The sequence below is a fragment of the Neobacillus sp. B4I6 genome, assembly GCF_050434045.1.
Lineage (GTDB): Bacteria > Bacillota > Bacilli > Bacillales > Cytobacillaceae > Neobacillus.
Genome location: NZ_JBNPWB010000002.1, coordinates 3,537,550 through 3,557,176 on the forward strand (window position 1 = coordinate 3,537,550; position 19,627 = coordinate 3,557,176).

The 19,627-nt window shown below is 36.9% G+C and carries 19 protein-coding genes and 1 other annotated feature; of the genes, 3 read left to right on the forward strand and 16 right to left on the reverse strand.

Going from position 1 to position 19,627, the window contains the following annotated elements:
* From opp3C to QF028_RS19630, 3 genes are all read right to left on the reverse strand, one after another.
* Window positions 1-1,029, reverse strand: coding sequence for an oligopeptide ABC transporter permease (gene opp3C, locus QF028_RS19620; RefSeq protein ID WP_429467932.1), 1,029 nt, complete (start codon window positions 1,027-1,029; stop codon window positions 1-3).
* The gene (gene opp3b, locus QF028_RS19625) at window positions 1,026-1,958 is read right to left on the reverse strand and encodes an oligopeptide ABC transporter permease (protein ID WP_214999624.1); all 933 of its coding nucleotides are present in this window, start codon (window positions 1,956-1,958) and stop codon (window positions 1,026-1,028) included. Before opp3b ends, opp3C begins: the two co-directional genes overlap by 4 nt.
* A 112-nt stretch (window positions 1,959-2,070) precedes the next feature.
* Window positions 2,071-3,759 (reverse strand): peptide ABC transporter substrate-binding protein, encoded by a 1,689-nt coding sequence (locus QF028_RS19630; protein ID WP_429467935.1) that lies wholly within the window; start codon window positions 3,757-3,759, stop codon window positions 2,071-2,073.
* A 221-nt stretch (window positions 3,760-3,980) separates the two neighbouring features.
* On the opposite strand from QF028_RS19630, the gene QF028_RS19635 reads away from it, so the two are divergent.
* Together QF028_RS19635 and trpS are read left to right on the forward strand one after the other, a co-directional pair.
* Entirely contained in the window at window positions 3,981-4,346 is a 366-nt protein-coding gene (locus QF028_RS19635; protein ID WP_429467938.1) for a DUF3899 domain-containing protein, read from the forward strand.
* Window positions 4,347-4,393: 47 nt separating this feature from the next.
* Window positions 4,394-4,635 (forward strand) — a binding site (T-box leader).
* A gap of 50 nt (window positions 4,636-4,685) precedes the next feature.
* Window positions 4,686-5,678, forward strand: coding sequence for a tryptophan--tRNA ligase (gene trpS / locus QF028_RS19640; RefSeq protein ID WP_168245995.1), 993 nt, complete (start codon window positions 4,686-4,688; stop codon window positions 5,676-5,678).
* Between the two features lie 56 nt (window positions 5,679-5,734).
* Here the strand turns inward: trpS and QF028_RS19645 are convergent, their stop codons facing one another.
* The 13 genes from QF028_RS19645 to QF028_RS19705 all read right to left on the reverse strand — a co-directional run bounded on the left by QF028_RS19645 (window position 5,735) and on the right by QF028_RS19705 (window position 19,185).
* Window positions 5,735-6,481 (reverse strand): YjbA family protein, encoded by a 747-nt coding sequence (locus QF028_RS19645; RefSeq protein WP_168242495.1) that lies wholly within the window; start codon window positions 6,479-6,481, stop codon window positions 5,735-5,737.
* A gap of 214 nt (window positions 6,482-6,695) precedes the next feature.
* Window positions 6,696-7,607, reverse strand: coding sequence for an oligopeptide ABC transporter permease (gene opp4C / locus QF028_RS19650; protein WP_429467941.1), 912 nt, complete (start codon window positions 7,605-7,607; stop codon window positions 6,696-6,698).
* 11 nt (window positions 7,608-7,618) lie between these two features.
* Window positions 7,619-8,584: an oligopeptide ABC transporter permease gene (gene opp4B, locus QF028_RS19655; RefSeq protein ID WP_429467944.1), complete on the reverse strand. Its 966-nt coding sequence runs from the start codon at window positions 8,582-8,584 to the stop codon at window positions 7,619-7,621.
* A 164-nt stretch (window positions 8,585-8,748) separates the two neighbouring features.
* Window positions 8,749-10,464: an oligopeptide ABC transporter substrate-binding protein gene (gene opp4A / locus QF028_RS19660; RefSeq protein WP_429467947.1), complete on the reverse strand. Its 1,716-nt coding sequence runs from the start codon at window positions 10,462-10,464 to the stop codon at window positions 8,749-8,751.
* A 75-nt stretch (window positions 10,465-10,539) separates the two neighbouring features.
* Window positions 10,540-11,550: an ABC transporter ATP-binding protein gene (locus QF028_RS19665; RefSeq protein WP_429467950.1), complete on the reverse strand. Its 1,011-nt coding sequence runs from the start codon at window positions 11,548-11,550 to the stop codon at window positions 10,540-10,542.
* Window positions 11,547-12,572, reverse strand: a complete 1,026-nt coding sequence (locus QF028_RS19670; protein ID WP_429467953.1) for an ABC transporter ATP-binding protein — start codon at window positions 12,570-12,572, stop codon at window positions 11,547-11,549. The genes QF028_RS19665 and QF028_RS19670 overlap by 4 nt, the downstream gene beginning before the upstream one ends.
* A gap of 137 nt (window positions 12,573-12,709) precedes the next feature.
* Window positions 12,710-13,510: a DUF2268 domain-containing protein gene (locus QF028_RS19675; protein ID WP_429467955.1), complete on the reverse strand. Its 801-nt coding sequence runs from the start codon at window positions 13,508-13,510 to the stop codon at window positions 12,710-12,712.
* 132 nt (window positions 13,511-13,642) lie between these two features.
* Window positions 13,643-14,881, reverse strand: a complete 1,239-nt coding sequence (gene fabF / locus QF028_RS19680; protein ID WP_214999642.1) for a beta-ketoacyl-ACP synthase II — start codon at window positions 14,879-14,881, stop codon at window positions 13,643-13,645.
* 61 nt (window positions 14,882-14,942) lie between these two features.
* Window positions 14,943-15,875, reverse strand: a complete 933-nt coding sequence (locus QF028_RS19685; protein ID WP_429467957.1) for a beta-ketoacyl-ACP synthase III — start codon at window positions 15,873-15,875, stop codon at window positions 14,943-14,945.
* Between the two features lie 291 nt (window positions 15,876-16,166).
* A complete protein-coding gene (locus QF028_RS19690) occupies window positions 16,167-16,358 on the reverse strand; it encodes a ComZ family protein (RefSeq protein ID WP_088086062.1) in 192 nt (63 codons plus the stop codon).
* Window positions 16,359-16,376: 18 nt separating this feature from the next.
* Window positions 16,377-17,324 (reverse strand): BMP family ABC transporter substrate-binding protein, encoded by a 948-nt coding sequence (locus QF028_RS19695; RefSeq protein WP_429467962.1) that lies wholly within the window; start codon window positions 17,322-17,324, stop codon window positions 16,377-16,379.
* Window positions 17,325-17,543: 219 nt separating this feature from the next.
* Window positions 17,544-18,383, reverse strand: coding sequence for a hypothetical protein (locus QF028_RS19700; protein ID WP_429467964.1), 840 nt, complete (start codon window positions 18,381-18,383; stop codon window positions 17,544-17,546).
* A 79-nt stretch (window positions 18,384-18,462) separates the two neighbouring features.
* Window positions 18,463-19,185, reverse strand: coding sequence for a hydrolase (locus QF028_RS19705; RefSeq protein ID WP_429467967.1), 723 nt, complete (start codon window positions 19,183-19,185; stop codon window positions 18,463-18,465).
* 241 nt (window positions 19,186-19,426) lie between these two features.
* Between QF028_RS19705 and QF028_RS19710 the strand changes: the two genes are divergently transcribed.
* Window positions 19,427-19,612, forward strand: coding sequence for a YjzD family protein (locus tag QF028_RS19710; protein WP_168242484.1), 186 nt, complete (start codon window positions 19,427-19,429; stop codon window positions 19,610-19,612).
* Window positions 19,613-19,627: the final 15 nt, after the last annotated feature.

A 19,627-nucleotide genomic window follows, 5' to 3' on the forward strand; every position in this document is an offset into this window, starting at 1 on the left:
CTAATCACGCATTTTTGGATCCAACGCATCACGTAATCCGTCTGCAACAAGGTTGAAGCATACCATGATTAATGCAATCATAATAGAAGGAATAATCATTTGATACGGAAAAGCAATCATTGATTTAAATCCTGCATTTACTAATGTTCCTAAAGATGCATGAGGTTCCTGTAATCCTAACCCGATAAAACTTAGAAATGCTTCAAAGAAAATTGCATTCGGGATGGAAAACATCGTATTAATAATAATTACACCAAACATATTCGGAATCATGTGTTTAAAAATAATAGACGAATTTGAAGCACCTAAGGTTTTAGCTGCCAGAACAAATTCTTGGCCTTTAAATTTTAATACTTGCGCACGTACCACACGGGCCATACTTGTCCATCCCGTAATGGTTAAGGCGAGAATAATTGGGATAATACCGGGTTTTAACACGAGAATCATCAATACAACAACAATCAGGTTCGGTATACCAACTATAACCTCAATGATCCTCTGCATTACACTATCTATACGACCACCTAAATAACCTGAGATGGCTCCATATGCAACTCCAATAGCCATATCAATGAAGGCAGCCATAAAAGCGATAAATAACGATACTTGTGTACCTTTCCAAACACGTGCAAATTGGTCTCGGCCTAAATTATCGGTACCAAACCAATAATAGGCATCCACCTTACGAACTTCATAAGCGTTATATTCGGTACCATCTCTTCTTGACAAGGTACCATCAAACGGAAGCCAGTGAACATCCTCTAAACCTTGAATTCGCGGTGGCAAATTATTATGTTTCGTGTTTTGCGTATCGTATGAATATGGCGTAATCATTGGTCCAACAAAGGCCATGATAATCATAATAACCAGGATTATCATGCTGACCACAGCACCTTTATTTTTCCGGACTCTTAGCCATGAATCCTGCCAGAAATTTAAACTTGGTTTAGCAATTTTTTCACTTTTTGATGGATCAATATGGACAGGAGCAAACATATCCTTTGAAATTGTTATGTCTTTGTTGCTCATTTTGTTTTCCCCCCCGATACACGAATACGTGGGTCGATGATTCCATAAAGAATATCAACAATTAAGATAACTACGATAAATAATACAGCAAATAATATGTTAGTTCCCATAATAACGGGATAATCATTCATATTAATCGATTTAACGAACTGCTCACCAATTCCTGGGATTCCAAAAATTTGCTCAATAACAAGTGACCCAGTCATTAAGCTAACCGCTAATGGTCCTAAGACAGTTACAACAGGAATTAAGGCATTTCTCAAAGCATGCTTAAAGCTAATCTGCCAGCGGCTCGCACCTTTAGCTCTCGCCAAAGTAATATAATCAGTTCCTAAAACCTCAACCATTTCAGTACGCATAAAACGCGCTGCAATTGAGATTGGGAACATCGCAAGTGCAATAGTAGGAAGGATCGTATATTCAGGTCCTTTCCATAACATTACCGGAAGCCAGCCTAATTTAACCGAAATAAAATATTGCATTAATCCAGCAAAAATAAATGATGGTACAGATTTACCAACTACTGCGATAAATGTTGAACCGTAATCTATCCAAGTGTTTTGCTTTAGAGCTGCAACCACACCTAATAAGATACCTAAAATTGAACCTACAACCATTGCTTGAAAACCTAATTGTGCAGAAGGTCCAAGTCGATTAGCAATAAGTTCTGTCACAGGGGTATTATCAAATTGGAAGGAAACTCCTAAATCCCCTTTTACCAAGCTCACCATATAGTTAAAATATTGAACAGGCAGGGGGTCATTCAAGCCATATTTATCTAGCAAAATAGTACGCTGAACTTCAGATAGCTTTTCGAAGTTATTAAAGGGACTACCTGGAATTAGCTTCATGAGGAAAAAGGTAAGCGATGTTACGACAAAAAGTGTAATAATCATATAGCCAACACGTTTTAGTATATATTTGACCATACCTACACCTCCTAATTAATTGAATTTTCGACATCTTACGACAATTCTCATACAGGTAAAAAGAGAGTATATTGGTAAATATACTCTCTTTTTATTTGATTAGTTATAGTTACTATTTTGTGATTTTAATCCACTGGTAACTATAGTCAGGACCAAATGCATGGTGAGCAAAACCTTGAACCTTAGGATTGATTAGAAGGTTAACTGAACGTTGGTAAAGTGGTGCGATTGCCGCATCATCTTCTAACAAGATTTTTTCTGCATCTTGAAGAGCTTTCCAACGATCTTGTGGCTTAGCTACAAGTTCTTCACTAGCTGATTTAATTAACTTATCAAATTCAGGATTGCTGTAGTCCATGTGGTTTTGTCCGCCGTTAGTAACCCATAGATCCATGTAAGTCATTGGGTCAGCGTAGTCAGGTCCCCAACCACCCATTAATAAATCATAATCCATAGCATCTTCACGAGCGATACGAATTTTGAAAGGAACTGCTTCGATTGTAATTTTTAATCCTGGTAAGTTTTTCTCTAACTGATCTTTAATGAATGCGTCAGTTACTTTTGAAGTTTCAGTATCTTGACCTACATAAGTAAATTTAACTTCTTTAAGTCCAGTTTCTTTAAGACCTTGTTCCCAAAGCTTTTTAGCTTCTTCTTTATTAGCACTTAGGTAAGTTCCTGCAGTATCACGGAAATCTTTACCGTCTAAGAATGAGAAACCTTTTGGTACTAGGAAATCAGCAGGGATAGATCCGTTTGCTAATACATCTTCTGTTAAAGCTTTTTTGTCAACAGATAAAGCAATTGCTTTACGGATATTAACATTCTTCAACGCTTTGTTCTTTTCGTTCATTTTTAACCACCAAATAGATGGCTCTTGGTAGCGAAGTAAATCTTTTTGTCCTTCAAATTGAGAAAGGATTGCAGCTTGTGCAAGCTTAGGTGTGATATCAGCTTCACCAGCAGTATATGCGTTTGCAGATGCTTGTGGATCTTTAGAAACGTTAAAGTTAATTTTTTCTAAAGTAACGTCTTTTGCATTTACATAATCAGCATTCTTTTCTAATACCCACTCAGTACCAGTTGGGCCATCCCACTTAGTCATTTTAAATGGACCATTGTAAAGTAGGTGAGTAGCATCTTTCGCATAGTTAGCGCCTTCTGCTTCAACAAACTTTTTGTTTTGTGGGTAGAACAATGGGAATGTTAAGTAAGATTCGATGTATGGAAGCGCTCTCACTAAAGTGATTTCCACAGTATAATCATCTAATGCTTTAATACCTAAATCTTCTATTTTCGCTTTACCAGCAACAATTTCAGATGCATTTTTGATTTTGCCTTCCATAAAGTATGCACCGTATGGAGCAGCAACTTTCGGATCAATTGCACGTTGCCATGCAAACACAAAGTCATGTGCAGTAACAGGGTCACCATTAGACCATTTTGTATCTTGTTTTAATTTAATTGTAATAACAGTTTTGTCATCATTGTAAGTTGGTGCACCCTCAGCAACGCCAGGGATAACTTTTTGGTCTGGATCTAAGCGATATAGACCTTCGTTTGTTGCATTAAGTGTTGTAAAACTTAATGTGTCTTGAGACATTACACTGTCCATAGAAGGAATTTCTGCAGACTCAAGAACATTTAGAACTTGCTCATCTGCTAAAGCAGTTTCTTCAGCACCAGTTTTGCCTTCATTCTTTTCCTTGCCTTCATTCTTGTCTCCGCCTGAACATGCTGCTAGAAACATGCTTAGAACTAGTGATAGTACTAAAAGTAGTGAAAGTTTTGATTTCTTCACTAGTAGACCTCCCTTTTCTATTATTCTGAAAAATTACTACATTCTCTATTATACATATTTTAAATTAATTGTACATTATTTTTTAGAATTTTATTTACAGGATTGAAACATTCGTTACGTATTCGTTACAAATTCCTGTGTTATAATTTACACTTATAATAATTTTTTTGTATAATATTAAGTGTCTACCCTTATTAAATCTATGTTTTGGAGGTTATACTGTGAATTACAGATTAAGGAAAAGACTTTTAATATTGGCACTAACACAGTTGCTTATACTAATAATTTCTTCACTTTCAAAAAAAGGATTTTCTTTATTAAATTATATCGATATATCGTTTTATGTTTCTTCTCTGCTCCTTCTTACTTTCTTACTACTTTATACGATAAATTCTGGCTTTTACGATGCCATTGGTAAATCATTTAATTTGGCTTTTTCAAGAGGGCAAAACAATAGAAGGTTGGAAGATATTCCTGCATTATCAGAGCTCATTACATTCAATCCATCACCCCTTCTATTTCATGGATTAGCTAACGGTCTACTGATGTTAATCTCCTGTTGCCTATATTATTTTTTACGGACTTGAAATTAAATATACAGTTCATTTATAATAAGAACAATTGTATATTTGCTTAACAGGCTATGATAAAGAGTAGTACGTATTTTCCTTCGTTTCAGAGAGTTTGTGGCTGGTGTAAACAAACACGAATAAATACGGAATGGACTTTGGAGCCTCTGTCTGAACATATAAAAGTAGGATTTGACGTTTTCCTTGCGTTAAAAGGACTCCTGATCGTCATTGTGGATGATTGTGGAATTGAGTGACTCTTTATTGAGTAATTTAGGGTGGTACCGCGGAACCATTCGTCCCTATTAGTTTTATGGGGATGAATGGTTTTTTTTATATATTTTTAGGAGGAAATTAATCATGAAAACGATTTTTTCTGGTATTCAGCCGAGTGGAACAATAACACTTGGTAACTATATCGGGGCATTAAAACAGTTTGTTGAAATGCAAAACGAATACAATTGTTTCTTTTGTATCGTTGACCAGCATGCCGTTACGGTTCCACAGGATCCAATAACACTTCGCAAAAATATTCGAAGTTTAGCGGCATTGTATCTAGCAGTTGGAATTGATCCAGAAAAAGCTACTTTATTTATCCAATCAGAGGTCCCTGCTCACGCACAGGCGGGATGGATTATGCAATGTGTTGCCTATATTGGTGAACTTGAAAGAATGACACAATTTAAGGATAAATCTACTGGTAAAGAGGCTGTGCAGGCAAGTCTTTTAACTTACCCGCCACTCATGGCTGCAGATATCCTCTTATATAACACGAATCTTGTACCTGTAGGTGAAGATCAAAAGCAACATTTAGAATTAACACGGGATTTAGCTGAAAGATTTAATAAAAAATACAGGGACATATTAACTATCCCTGAGATTAGTATTCCTAAAATTGGTGCTAGAATTATGTCATTGCAAGAACCAACAAAAAAAATGAGCAAATCAGATCCAAATAAAAAGGCAATTATTACACCATTAGATGACCCGAAACAGATTGAGAAGAAAATTAAGAGTGCTGTCACCGATTCAGAAGGAATTGTTAAATTCGATAAATTAAACAAACCTGGTATATCTAACTTATTATCGATTTATTCTATCCTAGGTGGTAAATCAATAACAGAAATTGAAGGAATGTATGAAGGGAAAGGATATGGTGATTTTAAAGGCGATTTAGCAGATGTCGTCGTAAATTTCTTTCAGCCTATCCAAGAAAAATACTATGATTTACTCGAATCATCAGAACTCGACCGGATTCTAGATGAAGGTGCAGAAAAGGCAAATCTAGTGGCAGCTAAAACCCTTAAAAAAATGGAAAATGCAATGGGACTTGGTAGAAAAAAAAGATAACAACAAAAAGCCTGACCCACAAAAGATATGGAATACATATCTTTTGGGTCAGGCTTTTAATTTACTTTCGGACCGTGCTCCATTTCCCAAAGCTTTTCAAAAAACGGCTGTCCTTTTATTAAATTTTCACAAAATGTCTCATGTCGCTTAGACCACCCATACTTTGTTTCCTCAAACAATTGTTCCCATGCAGCTTCAAAATTTAATTCTTGAATGGTTGAATAATGCTCCGGGCACCATTCGGTATACCAATATCTAACTTCTGCTTCATTACTAGATGAGAGCAATTGATCTAAAGCCATAAATAACAGTTGTTTTAATTGACGCTCTTTTCTTGTTAAACCTCTCATTAGTTCTGGTTCAGGTGAGAGAATATGATAGTCCTTCATTTTTTCCTGCTCATAAAAATGATATTTAGTAGCCTCGTGTTGAGCAATCATTTCGTACACCAATTGCTCTTGTCTAGGAATTAACCGACTTTTTCGAATCGGGATATTATAGCCTATGGTATCAATTGCTAAGATCCCAATTCCATCCGTTACCACGAAGCAATAGTCAAGTTGAACTCTTTCATGGTTTTTTCTTAAATAGGCTTTCTGATAAATATCATCTAGAAGTTGTTGAGGTAATTCCGACAAATCGTTTTCAATGTACTTAAACAAAACAGGCTCAACTTTTATCAGTGGTACCTGATCTAACAGTTCCACCCCGTCATCCTTACGCCATTCATGAAAGTGACATACATTATAACCGTTTTCTTCCCCTTCAAACCAATTTACCCATACATCATGAAGATACAACATTTTACAACCCCTCACTTCAAGAAACTGTTTGTAAATCAGTATGGGCAGACCTTAGTTAAATTATTCCTTTATATATATTTTGCTCCAATTTCAATGTTTGACCTAATTTTTTAGCACTTGTCCTATTATATATCTTAATGTATATGGGTATATGATATTGGTTATTCCAGAATGAAGAGAATAACAAAAAAATCCACCACGTTAATGGCAGATTTTATCTTTTTGATTTTGGATTGAAAGCATCCTTTAGTCCTTCTCCGATAAAGTTTATCGATAAAATAGTAATCGTTATAATTAATGCCGGCGGTACCCATATCCAAAGCTTAAATTGGAGAACATCCGGCTCGTTTGCCGAATTCAACATATTTCCCCAACTTGGAATTTCCTGAGGGACACCAAAGCCAAGAAAACTTAATCCTGTTTCAGCGACAATCATTGTCGCAAATGTAATCGTCGCTTGCACGATAATAGTAGATAAAATGTTTGGTAATAGATGTTTCATAATTACTTTGGCTGGTGAACAACCAATTGAAATAGCTGCCGTAATATATTCATTTTCTTTTTCAGCGAGGATTTTACTACGGACAATCCGGGCGATTCCCCCCCAGCTTAACAAGCTAATGGTGCCGATTAATACCCATAACCCATTTACTTTTCCAAAAAGAATGGCATTAAGGACTATTACAAATACTAGAAATGGAAAGTTTAAGATAAAATCAGTAAATCTCATTAATATACTATCTACTGTTCCACCAAAATAACCTGAAATAGAGCCGATCAATGTTCCAAGTAAAATGACAAATAATGTACAACTCATTCCAACTAATAACGATATTCGGCCCCCATAGAGTAATCTCGTAAAAACATCCCGCCCGGCTTTATCCGTTCCAAGCCAATGATCACCCGATGGTTCTAACGACATTTGGCCAATATTAATTCTCGTAATATCTGCAGTGGTAATAAAAGGAGCTAGTATCGAAACAATAGTAACAATTAATAAAAAGGTAAGGCTGACCATTGCTAATTTATTTTTTACAAATTTCTTCCGAGCAATGGCAAAAGGAGATAAACTTTTTTTCGGGGGTGTAACGATAACATTTTTTTCGTATTGTGTTACGACTTTCATTTTTTCTCCCCCTAATCTAGCCTAATTCTCGGATCTACAACACCATATAATACATCCGCTACTAAATTGCCGATAAGTGTTAAGAAAGAGAAAAACATGGTCAATGTCATTAATACTGGATAATCTCTTGTCCCGACAGACTGCAGGAATAATTGTCCAAGACCTGGATATGTAAAAATCGTCTCGGTGATAATAGCACCACTAATAATGGCAACAATATCAAAGCCTAAAAAGGTTATAAGTGGGATAATTGAGTTTCTTAAAATATGAACATTGTATATCTTACTTTCCGGAGTCCCTTTTGCACGAGCAGTACGAACATAATCTTTTCGACTATTTTCAATAATATCGTTACGTAAAAATTGTGTATAACTTGCTGTACTTAATAATCCAAGTACGATAGCTGGTAAAAAAACATGGTGAAAACGGCTTAGCCACCATTCTAAGGTTCCATCTGTAACACCAATGTCTACTGAGCCATTAGATGGAAACCAGCCTAACTTAAATGAAAAGAAAAAGATGGCGAATACCCCTGCAATAAAGGATGGAATTGCCAAGCCTATGTAGTTTAATCCTCCTATTAGGTTATCCATTAGGGTATACGGCTTTCGACCTGCATATGAACCCATAAAAAATGCAAGGACGTATGTTATTAAGATAGCTGAAATGCCTAATAGTATGGTGTTAGGGAGACGTTCTCCAATAACCTCAGATACAGCAATTTTGAATCGTGTTGATTTCCCAAAATCCCCCTCCACGAAACCACTAATCCAACGGAAATACTGCTGAGGCATCGGATCATTGTATCCCAATTTCTCACGTATTTCTGCGATGTATTCTGGATTTGTATTTCTTGGATCAATCTCTCCACTAAGAGAATCCCCCGGCATTAATTTTGCCAAGGAAAACACTACTATGGAAGTAAGGAGTAACATTGGAATCATTCCCAATATTCTACGAAATGCATATTTCAACATGTGCATTCTCCTTGTCTATAAGCTTTGGTAACCACAAGCTGTATATCTCGCCTAATTTGTTCAAATGGGAGAAGCAAAGCCTTCTCCCATTTGAAGTTCAAAATTGAGTTGTCAGTATTAGTAAGCCCTTAAAACAAATTGTATTAACTTTTTAGAAAACTGTACTATTGTTTTATCCACCATTCATTTGGACGGTTCATACCAGATACGTCAAATTTAACTTCCTGAACTCGCTTGCTAACAGCCATTGTTTCTTCTAGTTCAGCAATTGGTAATGCGGGAAGATCTTGCATGAATAGTTTTTGCCATTTTACATAAAGATCCTTACGTTTTTCGTTATCTGTTCCAACAACACTGATATCAAGTGCTTGATCCAACAATTTATCACTGTCCGCATTTACCCAGCGTGGATAGTTCCAAAGTGCTTTTGAGCCCCAAAGTGGCGTTGGATCTGGATCTGCACCAGTTGACCAGCCTCCGAAGAATACTTCCATTGATTTGTCCGCTTTTTCAAGCATTTCATAGTAAAGATTTACGTCAGTCATCGTTAATTTAGTTTTCAATCCAACAGCTTCCCAATATTGAGTCATTGCTTTGGCACGAGATTCAAAAGTTGGGTTATCCGTTGCATAGTGGCTGAAGTTTACAACGAATTTCTTACCGTTTGGATCTTCACGGAATCCATCGCCATCAACGTCTTTGTAGCCTGCTTCATCTAATAGTGATTTAGCTTTTTCCGGATCATATTTGTATTGCTCTAAATCTTCATTAGGTGCTGCAATCCAATGGTTTGTCGGGATTGGACGGTTCACAGGTTTACCTACACCAAAGAAGAACGCCTTAACCCATTCCTCACGATTGATTGCATAATACATTGCTTCACGAAGCTTTTTCTCTTGGTATTTTGGTTCGTTCATAACATTTTTCTCGCCATCCCAAGTACCTAATCTGAAACCAACATAGTAATAGCTTACCCCAGGATAAGTTACTGCGTTTACATTATCCAGCGCTTTAACTTGATCAATAATACTAGGATGGAAAGAAGTCATATCAAGCGTTCCGTTTTTAAGTTCTCCTACAGAAAGAGATGGGTCGATCACTTTAACAACGACTTTTTCGATATGCGGTTTGCCTCCGAAGTAATCATCAAAGCGCTCCATTTCAACTGATTCACCGGGGATAATTTTAGAAACTTTAAATGGTCCTAAACCAACTGGCTTTGTACGAACCTGTTCAGACCCCATCATATCTTTTACAGCAATTCCTTTAAATGCTGTACGGTTCATAGGGTATGTCCAAAGATTATCCAAGTTGTTTACACGGGCCTTATCGAATGTAATTTGAATGTGGTAATCGTCGACTACTTTAATACCAGCGATTTCCTTTGCTTTACCATCATGATAATCTTGTGCACCCATAATGTTTCTTACGTTATCAAAGCGCGGACCTTCATAATCCTTGTCAGCAACAACTTTCAAAGCGAATTCCCAGTCCTTAACTGATAATTCGTCCCCGTTGTGCCATTTAACCCCTTGTTTGATTTCGAAGTCAAACACTTTATTGTCTGCTGTTTTCCATGAGGCGATATGTGGTTGTGCCTTTAGGTTCTCATCATAATCAATTAAGTTTTCATCAAAGAAATCAATTACATATGCATCAGTTTGTGTACCATAAAAAGAGTAGTTGAATTTACCTTCAGGTGCTGAATCCAATGCATAGACTAGTGTGCCGCCATCCTGTGGTTTTCCGGCTGTTTCGCCGCTTTTACCTTCATTTTCATTTTTCTTTGTACCCGCTTTTTCACCGCCGCTGCAAGCTGCTAAAAATGCGGACAGAACCAGCATTAATGCTGCTAACATAAGCATACTTCTCTTCTCCATTTGTTTCCCCCCTAATTGTTTTATATTTATCCTTTTGCAACAGACTAGCTCCAGCCCCTAGGCACTTTCACTTTTCTAGTAAAGGTGGCAAGCTACTCGATGAGAGGGCTTCACCTCCTTTAATACTGGCTTACTTTTAGAACATTCCTCCATTGCCATTGGGCAGCGGGGATGGAATGTGCATCCAGATGGAGGATTGATAGGGCTTGGCACATCACCTTTTAAAATGACCCGCTCCCTTTTCACCCTGGGATCTGGAGTTGGAATAGCTGAAATTAATGCCTGTGTATATGGATGGAGAGGTTTAGCGTATAGGTTGTCTTTATCCGAAACCTCAACCATATTCCCTAGGTACATAACACCTATTCGGTCACTCATGTGTTTAACAACACTTAAGTCATGCGCAATGAAAAGAAAAGTAAGATCAAATTCTTCCTGTAAGTCCTTTAACAGGTTTAATACCTGTGATTGGACGGACACGTCTAGTGCTGAAACCGGTTCATCGGCGATAATTAATTTGGGTTTTAATGCTAGAGCTCTTGCTATTCCAATTCTTTGGCGTTGTCCCCCAGAAAATTCGTGGGCATACTTGTAATAGGCATCGGGCGGCAAGCCTACTTTATCTAACAAATCCATGACTTCCCGTCTTAACTCAGCTTTATCTTTTTTTGAAAAATTATAAATGGGTTCTGCAATTATATCTCCAACCATTTGCATGGGATTCAAGGAAGCATAGGGATCCTGAAAGACCATCTGCATATCTTTGCGAATCTCTCGAAGTGATTTACCAGTTACTTTGGTAATGTCTTTTCCATTAAAGAGAATTTGTCCCCCCGTTGGTTTAAGTAAACGCAGAATGGTTCTCCCTGCCGTAGATTTGCCACATCCGGATTCACCTACTAGTCCAAGAGTTTCTCCTTTTTTTATCTCAAAAGAGATATTATCTACCGCTTTTACATTTCCAATAGTGCGCTTGAAGAACCCACCTTTGACTGGGTAATAGGTTTTAAGATTTTTAATCTCTAATAGATTTTCAGATTGAGAGGAAGAATGGGCTTCCTTTTTATGTATATAAATGGGACTCATTTTTTCACCCCTTTTCTTGGCTTGCTAGTTTCAAAGAGCAAACAGGCAACCTCATGGCCTTGTTCAACATCTTCAAGCAAAGGGGTAATTTTAGTGCATTCAGGCATGGCGTTTGGACATCGATGGGCAAAACGGCAGCCAGTTTTCGGCATATTTATAAGCGATGGGACGATACCTTTAATCGAACTTAACCGTTCTTCTTGTCCATCCAATTTCGGGATTGCCCCTAAGAGCAAACTTGTATATGGATGTTTAGGATTATGGAAAAGTGTATCCACATCGGTCCGTTCTACAATCCTTCCAGCATACATCACCATTACTTCGTCACACATTTCAGCAATTACACCCAAATCATGTGTAATCAAAATAACAGACATATCATTTACGGCTTGTATATCTTTTAAAAGTTCGAGAATTTGGGCTTGAACGGTAACATCGAGGGCAGTGGTTGGTTCATCAGCAATTAATAATCTAGGCTGACAAGCAATGGCAATGGCGATCATGACGCGTTGTCTCATCCCGCCTGATAATTGGTGCGGATACTCATCAACGAGTTTTTGTGGCCGGGAGATTCCAACACTTTTCAATAAGGCGATCGATTTTAACCGAGCCTCTTTTTTAGTAATCTTTGTATGGTTAAAAAGGACTTCTTGGAGTTGATATCCAATTGTAAAGACTGGATTTAATGAGGTCATTGGTTCTTGGAAAATCATGGAGACGTCTTTCCCACGGATTTTATTGATTTGTGATTCGGACATTTTCTCAAGATTTACTCCATCAAAAATGACTTCACCTGATTTTATTTTTCCACTTCCTTTCGGGAGTAACTTCATAATCGAAAGGCTCAAAACAGACTTACCACAACCAGATTCTCCAACAATACCGATAATTTCCCCTGGCATTACATTGAACGAAACATTTTCTACTGCATTATAATCAGTTCCGTCAATATCAAAAGCGGTCTGTAAATTTTTCACTTCAAGCAATGGTGCCTCTTTGTGCAGCGATTTTTTTGCGCTCATAGTACACCTTCCAACTTTTTAATTATTCAGTTTATTCTATATATTCAATAAAATTCTATTACAGAATTGTTACAATTGCAAGATTTTTTTGCACAATTTCTAATATATGTTATTTCATCATTAAAAAAAGCCTTATTTCACTGGCTTTTTTCGAAGGTTTTATTATAGTATTCTAGATATTTTATTGCAGGATTTATAAAAGATAGTTTTGTAGAATAATTATTGTTTTTGTAAAAATGTTCAATCAAATGATATCCTGCAGCATAACCTAATAGATTTGGCAGTCTTCCTCCCCCATAAAGTAATTCATCGTGTTTCTTTTCATGTTTTTTTGTGTTTAGCTGTTCTTTCAAATATTTCTCCCAAAAATTTAATAACTCCTTTTTTTTATACATACGGCACCATGGAGCTAAATATTCCCGTCCACAATTTTTTAAAACTGCATATTCTGCCAGTCCTTCTATGATAATGGAATCAAGCAAAGTATAGTCTTCCAGCCTTTTATCTAACAACCTAAGCCGGCAGACGTGGTGGTATTCATGAATCAAAAGTGCCTCTACTTCTTTTGGGTCATCATAAGTAGAGAGAAAAAGAAACATTTTATCAGGGAACGAAACACCAGCCTTGCTTTTAACTTCTCTGATAAAAAAACCTCCTGACTGTGCTACTGGAAAGAGAAAAATTGGTATGTCAGGGCCATTCCATTTATGTTTATATTTATTAAATAGACGCTCTACTTTATCCCATGCTTTTTGTTCCTTCATCTGAACAAGATTGGTCCTTGCGGCCCTAGACGGCCGATACATCCCAAAACTCATCAATTGATTATAAATTTCCTTTGCGGTTTGTTTTTTAAAATATGGCTCTAATCTTTTACAAATCTTAACGGGTCTGTCAATCTCCTCCTCTAGCCATTGCTCTGTTCGAATGATTCCCATTACTTCACCCCATTTAACTTCACTCACTCTCTGATCAGTTTATTAAACGTAACAAAAGTGGTTCATGTATTTCTAAGGTATTATTTCTCAAAAAAAATTCGACCAGAAAATATCTCTGGCCGAATTTTTTACTTATTCATATTTTTTGAAAACAATCGTTGCGTTGTGGCCGCCAAAGCCTAGCGAATTACTCATGGCTGCTTTAATTTCTTTCGAACGTGCTTTATTGACGACATAATCTAAGTCACATTCAGGGTCAGGTGTTTCATAATTCATTGTTGGAGGAAGGATGCTGTCTCTTATTGCTAAAACAGTGAAAATCGCTTCGACACCACCTGCTGCACCTAGAAGGTGTCCTGTCATAGATTTAGTTGAGCTGATTGCTAATTTATATGCATGTTCGCCAAATACTTCCTTTACCGCAAGGGTTTCAAACTTGTCATTATATTCAGTACTAGTCCCGTGCGCATTCACATAATCAATTTCCTCAGGTTTTAATCCGCCATCATTAATAGCCATTTTCATTGCACGGGCACCACCTTCACCACCAGGTGCTGGTGCAGTTATATGATAGGCATCACCAGTTGCCCCATAACCAATAATTTCGGCATAGATTTTAGCACCACGTGCTAAGGCATGATCAAGTTCCTCCAGAACAATGATCCCGGCACCTTCACCAATAACAAAGCCATCGCGGTTTTTATCGAATGGTCTGCTAGCTGTCTTCGGGTCTGGATTTGTTGAAAGAGCCGTATTCGCGCAGAAGCCTGCGACAGACATTTTTGTAATTGGTGCTTCCGCTCCGCCGGTCACCATTGCATCTGCATCGCCGCGTTGAATTACTTTAAAGGCATCACCTATGGAATTAGTTCCTGTTGCACAGGCAGTTACTGTACAAGAATTGAACCCTCTTGCCCCAAGTATAATTGAAACCTGTCCTGTTGCCATATCAGGAATCAACATTGGTACAAAGAATGGGCTTACACGCTTGTAGCCTCTCTTCTGAAATATTTCGTATTGCTGTTCAAATGTTTCCATTCCGCCGATGCCAGAACCAATCCATACTCCAACACGATGGGAGTTATCTTCATTAATAGTTAAATTAGCATCTTTTACTGCCATTAATGCCGATGCAACTGCAAATTGTGTAAAACGGTCCATTTTGCGTGCATCTTTTCTATCCATAAAGGCTTCTGGGTTAAAATCAGTAGATTCTGCGGCAACTTTTGCAGGATATTCATCTGCATTAACTCTTGTCAATGGCCCAATCCCTGATTTACCTTCTAATATGTGCTTCCATGTTGTTTCAGCATCATTTCCAAGTGGGGTTACTGCACCTACGCCTGTTACAACGACCCTGCGCTTTTCCATATTATCTATCTCCTTCATTTCGTATCTTGTTTCGTATGGTTATTTATCAAAAAAAATCTCTTTATTTTCCCCATCTAATGGCAATTGCTCCCCAAGTTAAGCCTCCGCCGAAGCCAACCATGACAATGAGGTCATCATCTTTAATTCTTCCCTCTTCTAAATCTTCCACAATCGAAATTGGAATAGATGCAGCTGAAGTATTACCATATTTATTAATCGTTTTGGACATTTTTTCGACTGGCAGCTCTAATCTTTGTCTAGATGCTTCCATAATACGAATATTGGCCTGATGAGGAATAAGGAAATCAACATCATCCTTTGTTAAACCTGCTTTTTCGAGAACATTGATACAGCTTTCCCCCATTTGCCTTACAGCAAATTTGAACACTTCTCTACCATTCATAATAATATATTCATCCTGGTAAAGGTGTTTTGATCCAGTCCCATCTGCTCCAAGCTCAAAGGAAAGGATTCCGCGATTTTCTGAAACAGGTCCAATAATGGTGGCACCAGCCCCGTCCCCAAACAATACTGCCGTATTGCGGTCACTCCAGTCAGTAACTTTCGAAAGCTTTTCCACGCCAACGACTAGGACATATTTATAAACTTCGGTTTCAATGAATTGTTTCGCTGTCACAATTCCGTACATGAAGCCAGCACATGCTGCACTGACATCCATCGCTGCCGCCTTTTTTGCCCCCAGCCTTTCTTGAATTCTGCAGGCAACCGATGGAAAAGGTGTATCAGGTGTAACGGTAGCTACCAAAATTAAATCAATCTCTTCCGCGGTAATTCCAGCATCTTGAATGGCCTGTTTTGCTGCTTCAAATGCCATATCTGATGTATGAACATCATCGGCAGCAATTCTTCTTTCTTCGATACCTGTCATCGTACGAATCCATTCATCAGAGGTATCCATTATTTTTTCTAAATCCTTATTGGTGACAATTTTCTCTGGTAAATACCTGCCAATCCCAACAATACCTGCTTTCACAAGTTCCAACTCCTTTTTTTTCGCAAGATTCTCTATATCCTAAAGTTTAATATCAATTATTATGACTTGGTACTAATTTTATCAAATAAAGCCTATTTTAAGCAACTGTTTCTTCTTATTTCTCTCTCCGAATAAGTATATTCCATTAAAAAAAATGGCTAATTAAACTTTGCAGTTGATTTAGGCTATAGGCGCTTCTCTCCAATAAAACTTGGCTGTAAAATCAACAATAATCCTTAACATAGCAAAAAAAAATAAATAAGCCCCCTATTACGAGAGCTTACTTCCTTTTTATAGTTCTTTTCGACCTTCAGCTAGACCGAGTTCATATGCTTCTTGCATGACCTTTGTAAAAAGATTCATGAATGGCTCGATTAATTCCATTGATAATTCTACACCAGCCGTGTCCAATTGTTCCTTTGCTTCTGGTAAGTATTTCATCGCGATCTGCATAAATTGAAATGTTTTATCTTGACTGTTCATATGTACTCCTTCAATTTTTCATTTTGGCAAGTTTCCTGTTTTTTTATAATCTTCAATTTGATTGTTTATCTCCTGAATGAATTCTTTGTTTACATGGGGACTAAATTTACCAAGTGAAATAACATTGTCTTGAAAATCATAGGAAAGGTTACCTGTTTTTAGTTCCCCTTTATTATATAGATCTGCAACCTTTTCATATAAAATATCTACCTGCTGTATGGTACTTGTTAATACCGTAGATTCACCTAGATCAGATTGGTCCGAAACGTAACCAATTACATACATGCCGTGTTCCTTTACTGTTTCTATTACTGGCACATTAAACCCGTCACCAGCAGGATAAATCACATCAATTCCCTTTTCCATCATGTCATTTGCTAATTGAACGGCTTTTATTTCATCATCCCAATTTCCAACATATTCTATACTAACTTTCGTGTTTTTATTTTCAGCCATAGCCCCCTGATAGAAGCCCTCAATCTCTGGCTGCCATTCATGGGCGGCTATAACACCGACATTTTGTGTTTTTGACATATGTGCAGCAACCATTCCTCCAAAAAAACCCATCGCGTGTGCTTTAAAATTCAGACTAGTTGTGTTTTTATTTTTAGCATCACCATTAAAACTAATAAAATGGATATCAGGATAATCTTTAGAAAGATTATTAAAGTATTCAGCATATTCAGACCCATGGCCGAATATTAGATTTACCCCTTTTTGGTCAAACTCTTCTACTGCACGTTCGACAACTGCTTCTGAATTCATTCCTTCTTTATAAAACACATCCACATCAAATTTTGACTGTATCTTTAACAAACCTTTAAAGCCCTTCGTCCCCCATACTTGGTCATTGACCGTTTCAGGTACTAACAATCCAACCTTTTTTATTTTACCTGTAGGTTTTGTTTCTCCGCAGGCCCCAAGCAAAAAAAGGCATAAAAGTATGATTCCGAAACGGTTTATCATTTCATGCATCTCCTTCGTACTGTTGCCATTTCTATAACACGTTTCGTTTACATTATTAATTTATAGAACAAAGGAAAATAATTCTATGACTGCTTTTTCCAATTTTATTCTAACCTTTCAACAAATAAATGAAAAGACAATTTTAAAACCACAACACATCTGGATCTTTTTTTTATGGTCATATATTTCATGATTCTTTCAATCAGTATGCCAATTGCCTTATAAACGATTATCATACAATCGCTTCACATGTTCCATTTGTGCCAGGATAGAATCTGTAATTGGGGTTACCTTTCTTACTGTTACTTTTAATACTGGAAGATCACCTTGTATTGATGATAAGTTACTTAACCGAGCCTGATTTTCATTGATTTTTAGGAAAGAAGCACACCTGAACCATTGGTCATCCCTTCCACTTTCAATCAAATAACTCCCAGGTTTTCCTTTTTCTATGATTTCTAAGATTGATTTAATGGCATCATCAACAAATATGACATCGTTTATCCATTCCCGTTCTTCATGAGTTATATCTGTCGTTTTATATTTAGAAACAATAGCTTTTTGAAACAAAAAAGTTAACGGCTGCCATGGACCATAAATAGCAGGTAAATACAATATCTGTGTATTCTTTACTAATCCGTTTATCTTACTTAGGAATCCCTCAATTTCTTTTCCCCTAAATGTACTGGTAAGCATTTGAATCGGAAGAATAAAAACGATATTCGCATGTTTGTTATTGTCCTCTATATACTGAATTATCGGCTTTGTTACCTCTTCATTTTGTAAAATTTGTTCCTTTTTAAGCATAAATAAGTCATATATAGAAAATATAATCCTTGTATTACTCATGTCTTCTCTAGGACTATTCCCCAACTCGAATAACGATTTTTCCAGAAAGTTTGCATTTCTACCGACTTCAAGTCTTTTTTCATCAAGAAAATCTATATTATCAACCTCATCTATATGAACGCCATTGACCTCTATTCCTTTATTGAGCAGGTTTTTGCCAACGTGAAAACCAATAAAGTCAAACATCCCAAATATAATTGCCTTGTCCATAAAATATTCCTCCCCATACTTACCTTAATGAATCCTATGCGTATCGCTAAGGAATTATTTCTTTTTGGGGAGGACCAGCCTATAGGATCGTTTCATGGTTGTTGAAAAACTTTAACATCATATTGCCAAGCTGTTGTTTTTTTTCAGGTAGAATGAAAGTAGGGTTTATTTCTGGGTCACTGATTATTTGGTGATACACTTTAGATTGGTTATACGATTTCCCCCCTGAAAGGACATGAATAATTTTAACTGGACATCCAAATTGAAGATTTATTTTATCATCCATACTGAAAATATGGTTTTCGAGTACATATTGGTCCATTTGATGTGCTGCTACTAATTCCCTCATTAACTTTTTATAAAAGAATTTATGTTCCTTTTCTTGTTCAAGATGGTTTTTCAAGGAAATAATGGGGTTGAGCAGAATAATTGACCGTATCCGCCCTTTCATTTTCTCCATTAAACTTATGGCAACCAGCGCCCCCATACCTTCGGCTAAGATATGGATTTTGTTATTTAATATTTCACTTCTTATGACATGCTGGTATAACCTCTCGGCAAGCTCAACTGCATTATTGCTTCCCCAGTTTCGCCCATATAGATTTGAGGAAAAAATGGTGTACCCTTTTTCTTTAAGCTGGTTAACAATAGCTAACCTTCCTTCATTTTGTGTCCAAAAGCATTTACTTTCATCGACAAAATGTCTTTCATCTCCAATTATTAAGATCCCAAATCCGGTAGGCTTTTCAGGGTAGTGAATAATATTCCATTGGGTATCCATCTGAAAATTACGATTCTCCATAGATAAATCTCCTTTTACATATTTCCTCACTGTATTGTATGCCGCCTCATTAAAGATGAAAGGGGGGTTAGCCTATTTTTATTAAGCTCAGCTGGAAAATTTGTAATCACCTTTTAAAAACGGAAAATGCTCGGAATAGCCTGAGTGGTATTACTTACCACTGGCGGAAGTTTCACTTTATCATTTCAGAATCATATGATAATATAAATGAAGATGTAAAATAGGTTAGAGGTGAAAAATAGTGCGATTTTTTTGGACCTTTTTCTGGTCATTTCTTTTAGTGCAAATGCTTACATATGTAGTGAGTTCAATGACTGCAGGTGCTAAATATGAATTTATGCCTGCTGCTATTGCTTCAGTTGGGGTAACGATTTTGATTTACATTGCTGCTGCAATAATTCCTAACGAGCCTGCAACAAAACATTAAGAAAAAGGTCATCCT

Bases quoted from the DNA above. Each gene is read 5' to 3' on its own strand.
- opp3C (WP_429467932.1), bottom strand. From the start codon at position 1,029: ATGAGCAACAAAGACATAACAATTTCAAAGGATATGTTTGCTCCTGTC.
- opp3b (WP_214999624.1), bottom strand. From the start codon at position 1,958: ATGGTCAAATATATACTAAAACGTGTTGGCTATATGATTATTACACTT.
- QF028_RS19645 (WP_168242495.1), bottom strand. From the start codon at position 6,481: ATGTTGTATCTTCATGATGTATGGGTAAATTGGTTTGAAGGGGAAGAA.
- opp4C (WP_429467941.1), bottom strand. From the start codon at position 7,607: ATGAAAGTCGTAACACAATACGAAAAAAATGTTATCGTTACACCCCCG.
- opp4B (WP_429467944.1), bottom strand. From the start codon at position 8,584: ATGTTGAAATATGCATTTCGTAGAATATTGGGAATGATTCCAATGTTA.
- opp4A (WP_429467947.1), bottom strand. From the start codon at position 10,464: ATGGAGAAGAGAAGTATGCTTATGTTAGCAGCATTAATGCTGGTTCTG.
- QF028_RS19665 (WP_429467950.1), bottom strand. From the start codon at position 11,550: ATGAGTCCCATTTATATACATAAAAAGGAAGCCCATTCTTCCTCTCAA.
- QF028_RS19670 (WP_429467953.1), bottom strand. From the start codon at position 12,572: ATGAGCGCAAAAAAATCGCTGCACAAAGAGGCACCATTGCTTGAAGTG.
- QF028_RS19675 (WP_429467955.1), bottom strand. From the start codon at position 13,510: ATGGGAATCATTCGAACAGAGCAATGGCTAGAGGAGGAGATTGACAGA.
- fabF (WP_214999642.1), bottom strand. From the start codon at position 14,881: ATGGAAAAGCGCAGGGTCGTTGTAACAGGCGTAGGTGCAGTAACCCCA.
- QF028_RS19690 (WP_088086062.1), bottom strand. From the start codon at position 16,358: ATGAACAGTCAAGATAAAACATTTCAATTTATGCAGATCGCGATGAAA.
- QF028_RS19695 (WP_429467962.1), bottom strand. From the start codon at position 17,324: ATGATAAACCGTTTCGGAATCATACTTTTATGCCTTTTTTTGCTTGGG.
- QF028_RS19700 (WP_429467964.1), bottom strand. From the start codon at position 18,383: ATGGACAAGGCAATTATATTTGGGATGTTTGACTTTATTGGTTTTCAC.
- QF028_RS19705 (WP_429467967.1), bottom strand. From the start codon at position 19,185: ATGGAGAATCGTAATTTTCAGATGGATACCCAATGGAATATTATTCAC.